This is a genomic window from Amycolatopsis sp. AA4 (assembly GCF_002796545.1).
Taxonomy (GTDB): Bacteria; Actinomycetota; Actinomycetes; order Mycobacteriales; family Pseudonocardiaceae; genus Amycolatopsis.
On sequence record NZ_CP024894.1, the window covers coordinates 6,369,638 to 6,384,334 of the forward strand.

Consider the following 14,697-nt stretch of genomic DNA (forward strand, 5'->3'; position numbering starts at 1 on the left):
GACGATGCTCGACCCGGTGGCGCCCGATCTCGCGCAGGTCCTCGACGCGCTCGGCGCTTCGCTGCTGCGGCCGGTCAGCCCGCTGCCGGACCGGCCGGTGCCGGTGTCCGGCGTGCTCATCCACGAGCGGCGCGGCGGCGCGGCGCCGGGGCAGGACACGATCCTGCTCGCGGTCGGGGCCGATCCGGCGGAGGCGAAAGATCTCCTCAACGCGGCGGTGGGATATTCAGCGCTGGTGGTGAAAAGCTTCGGCGAACCCCTCACCGAGCTTGCCGGCGCCGCCCAGGACGCCGGGGTCGTGCTGCTCGCCGCCGACGAAGCCGTGCCGTGGCACCACCTCGAGGCGATGCTCTCGTCGGCGCTCGCACCCGCCGTGCGCACGCCCGGCGCACCGGCGGCGGGCGATCTGTTCGCGCTGGCCAACGCCATCGCCGGGATGGTCGGCGGCGCGACCACGATCGAGGATCCGCACCGGCGGATCCTGGCGTACTCGACCCTGCCCGGCCAGCCCATCGACGAAGGGCGCCGCCAGAGCATCCTCGGCCTGCAGGTGCCGGAGGTGCCGCTGTACTACGAAAACCAGTACCGCGAACTCGCGCGGGCGCGGCATACCTGCCGGTTTCCGTCGCTGCCGGGCGGGTTGACCCGGCTCGGCGTCGCGGTGCGGGCGGGCAGCGAGATGCTCGGGTCGATCTGGGTGGTCGACGCCGAGGACAGCCTCGACGAGGCCGCCGAACTAGCGCTGTTCAACGCCGCCGAGATCGCCGCGCTGCACCTCCTGGCCGCGCGCACGGCGGTCGACGTGGTCCGTCGGCGACGCGCTGACCTGCTGCGACGGCTGCTGGCCGACCCGAGCAGCGTCACCGCGGTCGCCCCACAGCTCGGCCTCGACCCGGACGCGCCGTTCGCGGTCGCGGCGTTCGCCGTCGCCGATCCGGAAGACGTCCTGGCCGCCCACGCAGCGACGCGACTGGCCGATCTGGTGAGCCTGCACTGCGAGGCGCACTACGGCAGGCACGGCTGCGCGCTGATCGACGGGACGGTCTACGCGCTGCTTCCCGAGGGCCCCGCGCACCGCGAACTGGTCGCCGACATCGCCCGGCGAGCACACGGCGCGCTGCGGATGCCAGTGCGAGCCGGGCTCGGATCGACGGTCGCCGGACTCCGGTCGATCGCTTCCTCGCGGGCCGACGCGGACCTGGTCCTGCGGACGTTGGCCGAGCAGCGCACGTCGCCGGAACCGTGCCAGGCGGCGGCCATCGACGAGGTTTGGGCCGGGGCGACGTTGTCCGTGCTGGCGCAGTTGCTGGCCGGGGACGCCTCGCTGCCGCGGCGCTTGGGCCCGGCGGTGCGGGCGCACGACGGCGAGCACGGGACCACCTACGCGCCGACGATCCTGGCGTATCTCGACACGAACGGTGACATCGCAGCGGCGTCGGCGCGGTTGTCGGTGCATCCGAACACGATCCGGTACCGGCTTTCGCGGGCGGAGGAGATCTTCGGGTTCGACCTGGCGGATCCGGACGAGCGGTTGGTGCTGTGGCTGCGGTTGAGGTTGGGGGATCAACTCGGCTGGTAGCCGCACTGCACGACGGCCAGCCAGCTTGCCGTCGTGCAGTGCGGGTTAGCTGCCGCATCCGGTGCGGTCCGAGCGCGTAGTCCTCCGCTGCCGCTGAGTCGAAGACCGAACGCGCCTAGCCGCCGAGACCGCCTACGGCGTGAAGGTGCGGTAGAGCGGGCAACCGCAGTAGTCGGCGCGGACCGCGACCCCGTTGAGCACCACGTCGAACTTCAGCCGTTCCGGCAGGCGTTCGTCCTCGCCTACGCGGAAGGAACCGTCCGGCAGCGGGACGAGTTCGTTCGGCGGTCCGCCCGCGATCGACGCCCACAGGCGGTTGTCGTGGGCGTAGACGTGCAAATTGGACAGCCAGGGGTTGTGGCAGCGGTAGTGCCCGACGACCTCGGCCCAGTGCGCGGGCGGGTCGTCCGGCGTGGGCAGCATCGGGGGTTTCCGTTCCGGCAGCGCGAATTCCGGCACCGGATCGCCGCTGCGGGCGGCTCGGGTCGCGGCGATGAGGTGGACGACGGTCTCCTGCCAGGGACCCATGCCGTTGGCGAGCACGACGGCCCCGATGCCGGCGTCGACGTCGTAGGCGAGTGCCGCGAAGTAGCCGATCATGCCGCCGGTGTGCCACACGTGCGGGCGGCCGTCGAACTCGCCGATGATCATGCCGAGCCCGTAGGAGAAGTCTTCGCCTTCGATGCGGATTTCGGGGCTGGTGAGATCGGTGAGCGCTTCTTTGGAGAGCGCCGCCGACCCATTGCCCATCAGCACGCGCAGCCACCCGGTCATGTCGCGCGCGGTCGAGGCGACGCTGCCGTCCGCGGTGGCGGTCTCGAGCCAGGTCGCCGGGACCACGCCGTCTTCGCGGACCGGGACCCGGTCGTCGTAGCGAGGCAGGTATCCCACGGCACTGCGGGTTCGGATCTCATGGGTGATCGCTGGTACGGCAGCAGACATCCCCAGTTCGGCCAGGAAGTCGCCGAGGAGTTCCTGATACGGCCGTTGGCATATCGCTTCCAGGACCAGGCCGAGCGCTTTGTACCCGGAGTTCGAGTAGTGGAACCAGGTGCCCGGCGGTGTCGTGGCTTCGGTGTCGCGCAGCGCCCAGACCTCGAAGGCGGAGTCGCCGGAGACATCCGTGCCCGCGATGATCCCGGCGGTGTGCGACATCAGATGGCGCACGGTGATCGGCGCGTGCGCGGACCGGACGGAGAACCACGGCAGGTACTCGGTCACCGGCTTGTCCAGGTCGACCAGCCCGGCGTCGCGCGCCCGCAACAGCAGGGCCGCGGTCAGGCCTTTGGAGATCGAACCGATCTGGAACAGGGTGTCCTCGGCCGTCGGCAGGGCGGCGGCGAGATCGGCGTGCCCGAACGCGCCGGACGCGAGGATCCCGTCGCGGTCGGTGACCGCCATCGAGAGCCCGACGGCGAACGACTTCTCGTGCAACGCGGTGCGACAGGCCTGGTCAAGCGCCTCGTTCACGGCCTGGGGCAGGGGCGGCGTCATCTGCTGGGAACCTCCGGGGACCTCGGCATCCCGACCGCGGCGGGTCGAGGAACGCCAGTATCGGTCGGGCCGGATCGCGGCAGCCTTGGACGGGAGCCCAGAGATCCGGCCCCGGCCTTGTGGCGGTCGCCAAAGCGGTGGGGCCGCGGGCTCTGCGTGCGGATCGATGGCCGCCGCGTTCAACCGTCCTTTGTGGACTTTTCGGAACGGAGCTGGGCGCATGGCTGTCGATGGAGGCCAACCGGTGCCTCGGCTCGCGGATCCCGGCCGAGCCACGTCACCCGATCGGGTGGAAAGTCGCCCCGCGGACTCCCGTTAACCGGCAGCTTGCCTTGGAGCGCACCCACTTCGGCCCGGCGAAGGGCGCGAGTTTCCGCGGGATGCGACCGAACCGCACCGATCACATGTCGGCAGCGGCTCCCCTAACCCAATCACCACCGGCGCAAGACGCCCACGAAACCACCCGTCTACCCCGGCACCTTCAACGCCCGCATCCGGGCATACAACGTCGTCCGGGAAATCCCCAACGTGCTCGCCGCCCGCACCTTGTTCCCGCCGGCAGACCGCAAAGCCGCGACGATCGCGTTCCGTTCGGCTCGTTCGATCGGAGCCAGCTCGTGCCCCGAAGCGTCCGCCACCAGCGCGGGCGGCAAATCGCCCGGCCCGATCGCGCCCGCGGACCGTTTGCGGATCGCCTGGCTCAGCACGCCGCGCAGCTCCGGCAGGTTCCCCGGCCAGTCGTACGAGCCGAGGATCCGCAGCGCCCCCGGCGTGATGTTGTGCGTCCGCGCGGCTCCGAGTTCGGCCAGCATCCGGGCGGCGACCTCGGGGAAGTCCGGGCGGTGCGCCAGCGGCAGCAGTTCGACGTTCTCCGCGCACGACGCGATCAGCGCCCGCTCCGGGCCGGTCAGCCCCTCGCGCGGACCGGTGGTGAGCACGAGATGCGGGCCGACGCCGCGCGCGGCATGCGTCGCGACCAGGTCGACCAGCTCCGCGGGCAGCAAATCAACGCCGTCGACACAAATGCTCCCAGTACCAGCCGAAACGGCGGCGGTGAAGCGCGCGGCCCAGGCCGCCGACCCGCCGAGCACGGCTTCCGAGCCGGTCAGCGTGGTGCACGGTTCCTCGGGCACTCGCAGCCGCGCCTCGGTGGTGCGGCCGGTTCCGGGCGGGCCGGAGATGTGCACGTGCCCGGCCGCCGGACCGGGCGCGACAGCGGCCCGGCGGCGCGTCCGGCGGGCCTCGGTCGGGGTCAGCGGGCGGATCTCGACCAGCATTCCGCCCCGGGCGCCGGGCACCGGTTCGGCGCGGACCCGGGCGCGCTGGCCGGAGCGCAGTTCGGTCTCCATTTCGGACGGTCCGGCCGCCTCGCCGGCCAGGTTCCACAGCAGCGCGACGTCCGCGCCTTCGAGCAGGTCCGCGGCGGCTTGGTTGCACAGCAGCAGATCCGGGCCGATCGCGACCACCGGACGGGTCGGGCGCGACGTCGCCTGGAACGCGGCCAGCAGCGACCGTTCGGACACCCGGCTGCCTTCCAGCAGCTGCCGTTCGATCTCCTCCACCGCCTTCGCGACCAGCGGCGCGAGCAGCGGATTCGCCTGTGCGGCCAGCAGCGTGATGTCGAGCGCGCCCTCCAGCCTGCGCGTGACCGGGTGGAATATCGGGTGCCCGTAGCAACTGAACCCGCGCAGCGCCTCGGCGTAGTGCTCCTCCCCGTGCACCACGATGCTCGACCGGGTCTCCAGCGCCGTGCCCGGGCCGGTGGTCCCGACCTCGTCCTCCAGCAGGCAGGCGCCCACCCCGAGGCCGAGTTGTTCGAAGCAGTCCTCGGCGGCGCGGTCGGCGCTCCACCGGTGGACGAGCCTGCCGTCGTGGTCGACGAGCACGGTGGACATCGCGGTCCCGGCGAGACGATCGTCGAGGTCCTCCAGCACCGGCGCGGCCGCCGAGAGCAGCCTGCTGGCCGGGTCGACCTCCTCGAACCGCAGGTCGAGCAGCGCGGTTTCGGGACGAACTCCGGCGAGCGAGGCACGCCGCCAGGACTGGGCGATCGGTTCCCGCAGCACGACGCTGCGCGAGGACGTCATCGAGCTCACGCGGATCTCCACCTTCGTTGGTGACGCGCAGCAGGATAACCATCGCTCTCCGCTGCCGCTGTACAGAACTTGAACACTCAAGCCCCGATTCACCCGGCAAGGTGGTCCATCACCACCACCCGCGTGCACGTGTTGCCGTCCGGCACGCGGTCCTTACCTCGAAAGGGGAATCAGCGTGACTCTCAGTCACTCCGAGCCGGACACCGGGAAGGAGCGCGCGGGCGTTTCCCGGCGCGGGTTCCTCGGGTACGTCGTCGCGGCCGGGACCCTCGTCGTCGCCGCGGACGTCGGGCTCTCCACCCCCGCCGCGGCCGCCGTCCCGTCGGCTCCGCAGCCGCCCGAGCTGTACGACCTCAACGACGCGCTCACCGACGCCGGGCTCCCGACGTCGCAGCTGATCACCGTCACCATCAACAAGGACGGCAGCGCCTCGTTCGAGATCCCGCGCGCCGAGGTCGGCCAGGGCATCACCACCTCGACCGCGATGATCATCGCCGAGGAACTGGACCTTCCGGTCGAGAAGGTGCACGTCACGCTCGCCCCGGCGCGTCCGGAACTGCTGTTCAACCAGCTCACCGGCGGGTCGAACACCACGGTCTCGACCTACACGCCGATCCGCGTCGCCGCCGCGATCGCCAAGCAGCAGCTGCTCGAAGCGGCGGCCATCCTGCTCGGCGGGACCGCGGAACGGTTCATCGTCAAGGGCGGCGTCGTCACCGCGCCCAACGGCAAGACGGCGACGTACGGCGAACTGGCGACGAAGGCCGCGTCCAGCACCACCAAGCAGGTGCAGCTGGATCCGAGCAAGCTCAAGGGCTCCAGCGAGTTCAAGGTGCTCGGCAAGCCGCAGACCCGGCTCGACGCGCTCGACATCGTGACCGGCAAGAAGCAGTTCGCGATGGACCTGGACATCCCCGGCGCGCTGCCGACGATGATCTGCCGCCCGCCGACGCTCAACGGCACGCCGAAAGCCGTGCGCAACAAGGCCGACGTGCTGAAACTGCCCGGCGTCACCGACGTCGCGATCATCCCGACCGGCGTCGCGGTCCGCGCGGAGACGTTCGGCCAGTGCATCGACGGCGTGCGCGCGCTGCAGGTCGACTGGGGTCCCGGCAGCGCCGAGGGCGAGAACGACGAGTCCGTGCTCGCCAACCTGCGCCGCGCCGAGCTTCCGCTGGCCGTGCCGAAGGTTCCGGTGCTGACCAAGACGGTCGAGGCGGATTTCGAGTTCATGTTCCGGTCGAGCGCCGCGCTGGAGCCGTACTGCGCGGTCGCCGACGTCCGCGACGGCAGCGCGGAGATCTGGGCCGGGCTGAAGTCGCCGATCGTCGCCCAAGGCGAGGTCGCGCAGGCGATCGGCTTGCCGCAGGGCAAGGTGAAGGTCCACGTCGTCACCGGCGGCGGTTCCTTCGGGCACAAGCTGTTCGGCAACCACGCGGTCGAAGCGGCGCAGGCGTCGAAGGCGTTCGGCAAGCCGGTGCGGCTGATGTGGCACCGCGCCGACGAACCGCGGCAGGGACGGCTGCACCCGATGGCGACGTCGCGCATCCGGGCGACCGTGCTCGCCGGGAACGTGCTCACCTTCGAGCAGCGGCACACCTCGGTCGAGACGTCGTTCCGGCACGGGCTCGGCGAAATGCTCACCTCGGTCGCGACGAAACTCCCGACCGGACTGGGCAACCTCGGCGTCGCCGAGGCGGTTTTCGTGCTGAGCCAGGAAATGCCGTACAACTTCGGCGTCGTCGACCAGACGCTCACCGAAACCGACCAGCGGTTCAACACCGGGTCGATGCGCAACGTCTACTCGCCCGACGTCGGCTGCGCCAACGAGCTGGTCGTCGACATGCTCGCCAAGGCGATGGGCAAGGACCCGTACGACTTCCGCATGGAGTTCCTCAAGAACGACAAGGTGAAGGGCGTGCTGCGCAAGGTCGCCGAGGTCGGCGGCTGGGGCAAGAAGATGGCCCCGGGCACCGCGCAGGGCATCGCGATCCACAAGGAATACAAGGGCGCGAGCGCCTGCCTGGTGGAAATCGACTGCCGCCCCGAGACGGTCAACCGCAAGGTGCGCGACGGCGTCACCGGGCCGCGCGTGACGAAGGCGGTCATCGCGATCGACGCCGGGCTGGTAATCAACCCGCGCGGGCTCGAAGCGCAGATGATGGGCTGTTTCTCCGACGGGCTGGCGCTCGCGCTCACCAGCAGTGTGCACCTGAAGGACGGGCATTTCCTGGAAGCCAGCTGGGACAACTACTTCTACACCCGGCAGTGGAACATCCCGCACGACTTCACCGCGATCGCGATGCCGTCCAACGGCGAGCAGCCCGGCGGCGGCGGCGAGGCGGGCGTCGCCTGTTCCGTGGCGGCCGTGGCGTGCGCGTACGCCCGCGCGACCGGGAAGGTCCCGAAGCGGTTCCCGATCAACCACGACGACCCGATCGGCTTCGAGGTCAAGTCGTTCGTTCCGCCCGTCCCCGAATCGCCGACCGACGGCCTGAGCCACACCTACTGAGGAGCACGATGAGCAAGCACACCTTCATCCTCAACGGGAAGCCGGTGTCCGTCGACGTCGACGACAACGTGCGGCTGCTGTGGGTCCTGCGCGACGTGCTCGGCGTCCGCGGCCCGAAGTACGGCTGCGGCATCAACGTGTGCAAGGCCTGCACGTCGCACTTCAACGGCAAGGCGTTCAACCCGTGTTCGGTGCGGGTGGCCGACATCAAGGCCACCGACGAGATCACCACGATCGAAGGCCTGCCCGACACCGTGAAGGCCGACCTGCACCCGATGCAGGAGGCCTGGCTGGAGCACGACGTCGCGCAGTGCGGCTACTGCCAGCCCGGCCAGATCATGGCCGCGGTCGCCAAGGTCAAGGAGGCCAAGGCGAAGGGCCGCGAGATCACCGACGCCGACCTGGACGAGATCCGCAACGTCTGCCGCTGCGGCACCTACTCCCGGATCCGCGAGGCGATCAAGGCCGGCGCCGCGAAGATGTGACCGGGTTCGCCCGCCCCGCGGCCAGTTCCGGCCGCGGGGCGGGTTTTCCCTTCTGTGCCAGCGTTCCGCCGCCGAGCAGCACCGCGACCCCGGCCAGCTGGGTCGGGCCGAGAGCTTGGCCCAGCAGCAGCCACGCGAGCAGGGCGGCGACCAAGGGTTCGGCCAGCGCCAGCACTCCGGCCAGCGCGACCGGCAAGCCGCCCAGCGCGTGCAGCCCGGCCAGGTACGGCAGCACGGTGCCGAATACCGCCAGGATCAGCAGGGCCAGCCAGACCGGAATCGTCGCGCCGCCGAGCGATACCGGGCGCGAGGCGATCATTAAAGTCCACAATGGACTGACCGCGAGGGTCGCCGCAGCTCCGACCGCCAGCCCCGCGGCGGTCATCCCGAGCGGATCGTGCCGCTGCGCGCCGCGTTCGCCGAGCAGGAAGTATCCGGCGGAACAGACCGCCGACGCCATTCCGGCCGCGACGCCGAGGAAATCCAGCTTCGCCCCGGGTCCGAGACCGGCGATCAGCACCAGCCCGGCGATCGCCAGCGCGATGCCCAGCCACACCGCCAGGGACAGCCGCGTCCGGCGGACGACGCGCACCCACAGTGCGACCAGCACCGGCGACAGGTTCACCAGCACCATCGCGACCGCGACCGGAATCCGGGACACCGCAACGAAAAAGAACAGTTGCACGCCCGCGACGCCGAGCAGTCCGTAGCCGAGCGGCAGCCACACTTCGCCGCGCCGGAACCGCAGCGCCCTCGGCCGCAGCAGCGTGACGCCGGGCGCGAGGCAGAGCGCGGCCAGCCCGATCCGGACCGCGGTGACCGCCGCCGGGCTCCAGCCCGCGTCCAGCACCGCCTTGGCGAGCGGACCGGAACTCGCGAACAGCGTCCAGGAGACCAGGCTCAGCCCGGTCGCCCGCGCGGTCGCGCCCTGGTCGGCCATGTCCGCATTCTGCGTCCCGGCGCGGCCCCCGAGCCACCGGTTTTCCGGGTGCGACGCGGGTCACCTCCCGAGTTGTCACATCCGGAGGGCGGCCGGCATCTCATGGGCATCCGCTTCACCACACTGGAGGATCTGATGAGTGCCCGGTTCGACATGATGAACAACGACCTCGGCAAGTCGCTCGCCAAGCGGTTCGCCGGACTGAGCATGCTCCTGCACAACACGTCGCTGCCGAAGGCGACGCAGGAACTGGTTTCGCTGCGCGCCAGCCAGATCAACGGCTGCGGCTTCTGCACCGACATGCACACGAAGGACGCCACTGCGGCGGGCGAGACCGCGGAACGGCTGCACCTGGTGGCCGTCTGGCGCGAGGCGACCGTGTTCACTCCCGCCGAGCGGGCCGCGCTCGCGCTGACCGAGGAAGCCACTCGGATCGCGGACCGCGGTGTTGTCTCGGACGAGACGTGGGCACAGGCGCGCGAGCACTACGACGACGACCAGCTGGCCGCGCTGATCTGCCTGATCGGCTTGATCAACGCGGCCAACCGGATGAACGTCATCGTGCGCACGCCGGCCGGGCTGTACCAGCCGGGCCAGTTCGCGAACGTCGTCTGAGCGCGGCACACGGGCCGCCGCCGGGCAACGGTGGGACCCGGCGGCAGCCCGTCGCCGGCACGGGGCGACCCGTGCGTCTTCATTCGATGCGGGCGATCGGCGCGCCCTGCTTCACCACCTCGCCCTCCCCCACCAGGAACCGCACCACGCCGGTAGCCGGGGCCGGGACCTCCGCGTCGACCTTGTCCACCGCGACTTCCGCGATCAGCTCGCCTTCGCGGACAGTCGCGCCGTCCGCGGCGAACCAGGTGGCGAGGACGCCCTCGCCGTCCGGGTCGTTCTCGGACAGGACGGGGAACGGCACGTCGGTCATGCGCCCACCAGGTCGAGCACGGCCTGGCGGATCCGCGCCGGCGTCGGCAGCACCGCGTACTCCAGCGGACGCGCGTACGGAATCGGCACGTCCGGCACCGCTACGCGCGCGGCTGGTGCCCGCAGCAGGGCCGGGTCGCGTTCCACGACGCGGGCGATCACCTCGCCGGACAGGCCGAACGACAGGTAGTCCTCGTCGACCACGAGCAACCGGCCGGTTTTGCCGACCGAATCGAGGATCGTGTCGGTGTCGAGCGGGACCAGGCTGCGCAGGTCCACGACCTCGCAGTCGACGCCCTGCCCGGCGAGCTCGTCGGCGACGTCGAGGGCGTGGTGCACCGACAGCGACAGCGTCACGACGGTGACGTCGCTGCCCTGGCGCACGACGTTCGCCTTGCCGATCGGCACCTCGTGGTCGCCTTCCGGCACCGGCCCGATCGAACGGCGGTTCTTCGCCATCCACGGCAAGCCCATGACTCCCTTGTGGAACAGGTACACCACCGGGTTGTCGTCGCGGATCGCGGAGGTCATCAATCCCTTGGCGTCGGCGGGATTGCTCGGCACGACGACCTTCATCCCGGGCAGATGCGCGAAGGTTCCCCACAGGCACTGGGAATGCTGCGCGCCGTCGGAGTACCCGCCGCCGACCGCGGCGGTCAGCACCATCGGCACGGACACGTTCCCGCCGGATTCGTAGTGGATTTTCGCCATGTGGTTGTAGATCTGGTCCATGCAGACGCCGAAGAAGTCGACGAACATCAGCTCGACGACCGGCCGCAGCCCCTCGACCGCCGCGCCGATCGCGGCGCCGATGAACGCGGTCTCGGAGATCGGCGTGTCGAGCACCCGGCGCGGGCCGAAGCGGTCGAGCAGTCCCGTGGTGGAGCTGAAGATCCCGCCGTAGGACCCGACGTCCTCGCCGAGCACGAACACCCGCTCGTCGCGGTCCATTTCCTGGGCGATGGCCTCGACCATGGCCTTCGCGGTGCTGAGTTTCCGCCCGGCGGGCGCGGAGGGTTCGGTGAGCGTCATTGCTGCTTCTCCTCGCTGTGTCGTCAGGCTCGCGCGAACACGAAGTCCAGCGCGGTGGCGGGGTCCGGTTCGGGGCTTTCCTTGGCGAACGCGATCGCCGCTTCGACTCGTTCGCTGGCCGCTGCCTGGTACCCCGCGACCTTCGCGTCGTCGAGGTCGCCACTGGCGCGCAGCTGGTTCTCATAGGTAGGCAACGGATCCCGGCCGGGCACACCGTCCAAATCGGACCGATAACCCTGTGCATCGCCCTCGAAGTGGCCCCACAACCGCAACGTGTGCACCTCGATCAGGCTGGGTCCTTCACCAGCGCGAGCCCGCGTGATCGCCTGGCCGGCGGCTTCGTGGACCGCCTCGACCGAGTTGTCTTCGACGCGCACGCCCGGAATCCCGTACCCGGCGGCGCGGTCCGCGTTCGACGTGACGCACGTGGACGCGCTGCGCGGCACCGAGATGCCCCAGTCGTTGTCCTCCACCACGAAAACCACCGGCAGCTGCCACAACGCCGCGAGGTTCAGCGATTCGTGGAACGCTCCCTGGTTCGCCGCGCCCTCGCCGGTGACCGCGACGGCGACCCGGTCCGTCCCGCGGCGCTGGAACGCGAGCGCCTGCCCGAGTGCAGGCGGGTAGCCCTCCGCGATGATGCCGGAGCACGAGAAGTGCACGGCGGGGTCGAACAGGTGCATATGCCCGCCGCGGCCTCTGCCCAGTCCAGTTGTCCGGCCGAAGATCTCAGCGGTCATCCGGTCGAGGTCGACGCCGTGCGCGATGGCGAAATGGTGCGGCCGGTGCGTCGCGGTGACCGCGTCGTCGCCGGTGAGGTGCGCGCACACGCCCGCCGCCACCGGTTCCTGTCCCGCGGACAGGTGCATCTCGCCGGGGACGAGGCCGGCGCCGATGTCGAAGACCGGTTTCTTGTCGGCGTGGTACTCGCGGAGGATGGCCTCCTCGTAGGTGCGGATCAGGACCATCGTGCGGTACAGGTCCAGCCTGCCCTGCGCTTCCATGGGACCTCCCGTTCGTTCTGGAGGCCACTTTCGCCGGGCTTTTCCCGGCGGACAACGGGCGGGATTTCAGATGGTGATAACCGGCCGGTTCAGTGTGTGACGGCTAGTGCGCGGGACACCCGTTGGGCTGCTCGCCGCAACGACTGCAGCGGCGCGGAGCCCAGCCGTCGCGCGGGCAGGGAGATCGCCACCGCACCCAACGCACCCGGCGTGCGCACGGTCGTCGCCAAGCACGCGGTGCCGAGCAGATACTCCTCGCGGTCGTTGAATACATCACCGCTCTGCGACAGCCGCTGCTCCAGGACCCGGCTGTCGGTGATGGTGTGCGGCGTCAGGTCCGCCAGCTGGTGGCGCGACAGGTAATCCCGGCGGCCCTCGCTGTCGAGGCCGGACAGGATGCACTTGCCGAACGCCGTCGCGTGGGCCGATTCGTGGACGCCGACCCACAGGTCGACCGACGGGGCGGTCGGGCCGTCGGCGATGTCGATGAGCTTGATGTCCCCGTCGGAGTACAGCGAGAGGTAGGCCGCGCCGTGGACCTCGTCGCGCAGCGCTCGCAGCACCGGGCGGATCTTCGGCAGCAGCGCGTGCAGCGACGTGTGCTGCCGCAGTTCGCTGACCTGGCTGCCGAGTGCGTAGCCGTCGTCGAGTTTGCACAGGTATCCCTCGTGGACGAGGGTGCGCAGCAGGTGATACGTCGTGGGCAGCGGGAGCCCGACCGTGCGGGCGAGCACCTTCGCCGCGACCGGCCGCTCGCTCGCGCCGACCGCGTCGAGCAGGTGCAGCGCGCGCTGCACGGACCCGATCAACGTCGGCTCAGCCGCCATCGGTGTCACCTCCGCCGCGTCCCTGCGGGCTCCAGCATGCGCTACCGCTCTGACCTGGGCAAGAGCAGTTCCACCGGACGGATCACGGACCGCCGCAGAAGGTGCGTTCGGCGGCGAACGGGTCCGGCGGGACTGTCACCCCGGTCCGGTGCACGGCTCCGGTGAGGTTCGCCCAGAACCGGCCCGGCGTCATCGGCTCGCGGGTGGACCGCTGGATTTCCGCCAGGTCGCCGCAGCTCAACGCGTGCCGGGCGGCCGCGACCTGGTCCGCGGTGACGTCCGCGCGCACGGCGAAGTTGCCCGGGCTCGGGACCGGAGCCGACGGGTCCGCGTAATCCGCCAGCAGCCAGGCGTTGCTCAGCGGTTTCGAGTGGCCTGGTTTCACCGTCGGGAATTCGAACCGGGCGCCGATCGGGTTGGCGAGGCCCCAGAAGTCGACGACGCCGACGTCCACCGGTGACATGACACCGACCGTCCCCAGGTATACCCCGATGACCATGGACTGCGCCGGGACGTCGTCGCGCAGCCGCACGGTGAGGAGCTGCTCCCGCGGGCCTTCGTAGGTCAGAGTGCGCGGGGCGGTGGCGTCCTTGAGATATTTCATCCTCGGGGTGAAATCCGCCGCCTCCGTGGGATACAGCTTGCCGGTCCACGCGTGGTAGTAGCCGCGCTCGTCGTCGATGAGCTTGCTGTCTTGCGGCACGAACTGGCCGATGCCCGCGCACAGAACCGCCCATGCCAGCAGGACCGCGCCGAGCACGCGGGTGTTCTTCGCCGCCAGGAGCACCAGCACCGGCAGCATCAGCAGGAAGAAGATCGGCAGCGCCATGCGCGCGTGCATGTAGTCGCCGCCGACCTTCAGCAGATATCCCAGCGACAGCGCCCCGGCGACCACCGGGGTGAGGACGACGATCCGGTCGCTGCTCTGCCGCCGCAGGACCCCGGCGAGCAGGACCGCGCAGAGGAGCAGCGGCAGCCACAGCAGGTACGGGTTCACGAAGTCGCCGACGTATCCGAATCCGCGTCCCCAGAAGGATTCGCTCGCGTTTTTGGTGAGCGCGGGCATCGGCACGAGGATGCCGTAGAAGCCCATGCGGAAGATCTCGTAACCGACCGGCAGCGCGCCGGCGGCCGCCACCGCGGCCAGGGTGACGCGCCAGGTCGGCTTCGTCACCAACCACAGTGCGATCAGGAATACCGCCGCCACCAGTGTCTGTTCTGGACGGACCAGCGGGCCTAGACCCATTACGAACGCCGCTGTGACAACGGATTTAGCCGACGTGTTGCCGCGCCGACGCACGAGCAGCCACCAGCAGAGCGCCATCCAGAACGTGTTGAGGCCGGTTTCGAGCCCGGAGGTCGCGTACTGCCACACCGGCCGCACACCCAGCAACACGAGGACACCGCACGGCACCATCGCCACGGCGGGTCCGCCGTGCAACCGGATCGTCGCGCTGACCGCGAAGCCGAACCCGGCGGCGGTGAGCAGGAGGCCGAGCATCCAGGACAGCGTCGACGTGTCCGACTGGCCGAACACGAATCCGGCGAGAGCGAGCAGCCATTGCCACAGCGTGCTCGTGGAAGCCTCGGCTCGTTCGCCGAGATTGTAGACCGGTCCGTTCCCGGCGAGGATCTGCTCGACGATTCTGGTGAAAATCAGGGCGTCGTCGCAGATCCAGCGGGTGACGTAGCCGAGAATGGCGATGAGGAGAACCGATCCGGCTATTATCCAGCTATTTCTTCGCCTGCTATCGAGCGGCGAAACGGGCTGATTCAGGGCGTGCGGAAGCACCCTTGGCAT

At 70.2% G+C, this 14,697-nt stretch carries 12 protein-coding genes; 4 read left to right on the plus strand and 8 right to left on the minus strand.

The window, feature by feature from the left end; translation table 11 throughout:
• Positions 1–4 precede the first annotated feature (4 nt).
• The gene (locus tag CU254_RS29450; RefSeq protein ID WP_009081947.1) at positions 5–1,579 is read left to right on the plus strand and encodes a CdaR family transcriptional regulator; all 1,575 of its coding nucleotides are present in this window, start codon (positions 5–7) and stop codon (positions 1,577–1,579) included.
• Positions 1,580–1,711: 132 nt separating this feature from the next.
• On the opposite strand, the gene CU254_RS29455 is transcribed toward CU254_RS29450, so the two are convergent.
• Together CU254_RS29455 and CU254_RS29460 are read right to left on the minus strand one after the other, a co-directional pair.
• Positions 1,712–3,073: a serine hydrolase gene (locus CU254_RS29455; RefSeq protein WP_100266920.1), complete on the minus strand. Its 1,362-nt coding sequence runs from the start codon at positions 3,071–3,073 to the stop codon at positions 1,712–1,714.
• A gap of 467 nt (positions 3,074–3,540) precedes the next feature.
• A complete protein-coding gene (locus CU254_RS29460; protein WP_037718186.1) occupies positions 3,541–5,160 on the minus strand; it encodes a sigma-54-dependent Fis family transcriptional regulator in 1,620 nt (539 codons plus the stop codon).
• 184 nt (positions 5,161–5,344) lie between these two features.
• Between CU254_RS29460 and CU254_RS29465 the strand changes: the two genes are divergently transcribed.
• Both CU254_RS29465 and CU254_RS29470 read left to right on the plus strand, forming a co-directional pair.
• Complete coding sequence (locus CU254_RS29465; RefSeq protein WP_009081953.1) at positions 5,345–7,681, plus strand: molybdopterin cofactor-binding domain-containing protein; 2,337 nt, start codon at positions 5,345–5,347, stop codon at positions 7,679–7,681.
• An 8-nt stretch (positions 7,682–7,689) separates the two neighbouring features.
• A complete protein-coding gene (locus CU254_RS29470) occupies positions 7,690–8,166 on the plus strand; it encodes a (2Fe-2S)-binding protein (RefSeq protein WP_009081955.1) in 477 nt (158 codons plus the stop codon).
• On the opposite strand, the gene CU254_RS29475 is transcribed toward CU254_RS29470, so the two are convergent.
• Complete coding sequence (locus CU254_RS29475) at positions 8,141–9,106, minus strand: DMT family transporter (protein WP_009081957.1); 966 nt, start codon at positions 9,104–9,106, stop codon at positions 8,141–8,143. The two genes, CU254_RS29470 and CU254_RS29475, sit on opposite strands and share 26 nt — an antisense overlap.
• Before the next feature lie 135 nt (positions 9,107–9,241).
• On the opposite strand from CU254_RS29475, the gene CU254_RS29480 reads away from it, so the two are divergent.
• A complete protein-coding gene (locus tag CU254_RS29480) occupies positions 9,242–9,721 on the plus strand; it encodes a carboxymuconolactone decarboxylase family protein (RefSeq protein WP_009081960.1) in 480 nt (159 codons plus the stop codon).
• Positions 9,722–9,800: 79 nt separating this feature from the next.
• On the opposite strand, the gene CU254_RS29485 is transcribed toward CU254_RS29480, so the two are convergent.
• The 5 genes from CU254_RS29485 to CU254_RS29505 all read right to left on the minus strand — a co-directional run bounded on the left by CU254_RS29485 (position 9,801) and on the right by CU254_RS29505 (position 14,688).
• The gene (locus CU254_RS29485) at positions 9,801–10,034 is read right to left on the minus strand and encodes a biotin/lipoyl-containing protein (protein WP_009081962.1); all 234 of its coding nucleotides are present in this window, start codon (positions 10,032–10,034) and stop codon (positions 9,801–9,803) included.
• The gene (locus CU254_RS29490; protein ID WP_009081963.1) at positions 10,031–11,065 is read right to left on the minus strand and encodes an alpha-ketoacid dehydrogenase subunit beta; all 1,035 of its coding nucleotides are present in this window, start codon (positions 11,063–11,065) and stop codon (positions 10,031–10,033) included. Before CU254_RS29490 ends, CU254_RS29485 begins: the two co-directional genes overlap by 4 nt.
• A 23-nt stretch (positions 11,066–11,088) precedes the next feature.
• On the minus strand, positions 11,089–12,069 hold the full coding sequence (locus tag CU254_RS29495) for a thiamine pyrophosphate-dependent dehydrogenase E1 component subunit alpha (RefSeq protein ID WP_009081964.1): 981 nt from the start codon (positions 12,067–12,069) through the stop codon (positions 11,089–11,091).
• Positions 12,070–12,158: 89 nt separating this feature from the next.
• Positions 12,159–12,896 carry an IclR family transcriptional regulator gene (locus tag CU254_RS29500; protein WP_037715194.1) on the minus strand — a complete coding sequence of 246 codons (738 nt, stop codon included), beginning with the start codon at positions 12,894–12,896 and terminating at the stop codon, positions 12,159–12,161.
• An 82-nt stretch (positions 12,897–12,978) separates the two neighbouring features.
• Entirely contained in the window at positions 12,979–14,688 is a 1,710-nt protein-coding gene (locus tag CU254_RS29505; protein ID WP_199841098.1) for a glycosyltransferase family 39 protein, read from the minus strand.
• Positions 14,689–14,697 lie beyond the last annotated feature (9 nt).

What these genes read in the sequence shown, in the direction of transcription:
- CU254_RS29450 (WP_009081947.1), top strand. Translation starts at nt 5, where the DNA reads ATGCTCGACCCGGTGGCGCCCGATCTCGCGCAGGTCCTCGACGCGCTC.
- CU254_RS29455 (WP_100266920.1), bottom strand. Translation starts at nt 3,073, where the DNA reads ATGACGCCGCCCCTGCCCCAGGCCGTGAACGAGGCGCTTGACCAGGCC.
- CU254_RS29460 (WP_037718186.1), bottom strand. Translation starts at nt 5,160, where the DNA reads ATGACGTCCTCGCGCAGCGTCGTGCTGCGGGAACCGATCGCCCAGTCC.
- CU254_RS29470 (WP_009081955.1), top strand. Translation starts at nt 7,690, where the DNA reads ATGAGCAAGCACACCTTCATCCTCAACGGGAAGCCGGTGTCCGTCGAC.
- CU254_RS29475 (WP_009081957.1), bottom strand. Translation starts at nt 9,106, where the DNA reads ATGGCCGACCAGGGCGCGACCGCGCGGGCGACCGGGCTGAGCCTGGTC.
- CU254_RS29480 (WP_009081960.1), top strand. Translation starts at nt 9,242, where the DNA reads ATGAGTGCCCGGTTCGACATGATGAACAACGACCTCGGCAAGTCGCTC.
- CU254_RS29485 (WP_009081962.1), bottom strand. Translation starts at nt 10,034, where the DNA reads ATGACCGACGTGCCGTTCCCCGTCCTGTCCGAGAACGACCCGGACGGC.
- CU254_RS29490 (WP_009081963.1), bottom strand. Translation starts at nt 11,065, where the DNA reads ATGACGCTCACCGAACCCTCCGCGCCCGCCGGGCGGAAACTCAGCACC.
- CU254_RS29495 (WP_009081964.1), bottom strand. Translation starts at nt 12,069, where the DNA reads ATGGAAGCGCAGGGCAGGCTGGACCTGTACCGCACGATGGTCCTGATC.
- CU254_RS29500 (WP_037715194.1), bottom strand. Translation starts at nt 12,896, where the DNA reads ATGGCGGCTGAGCCGACGTTGATCGGGTCCGTGCAGCGCGCGCTGCAC.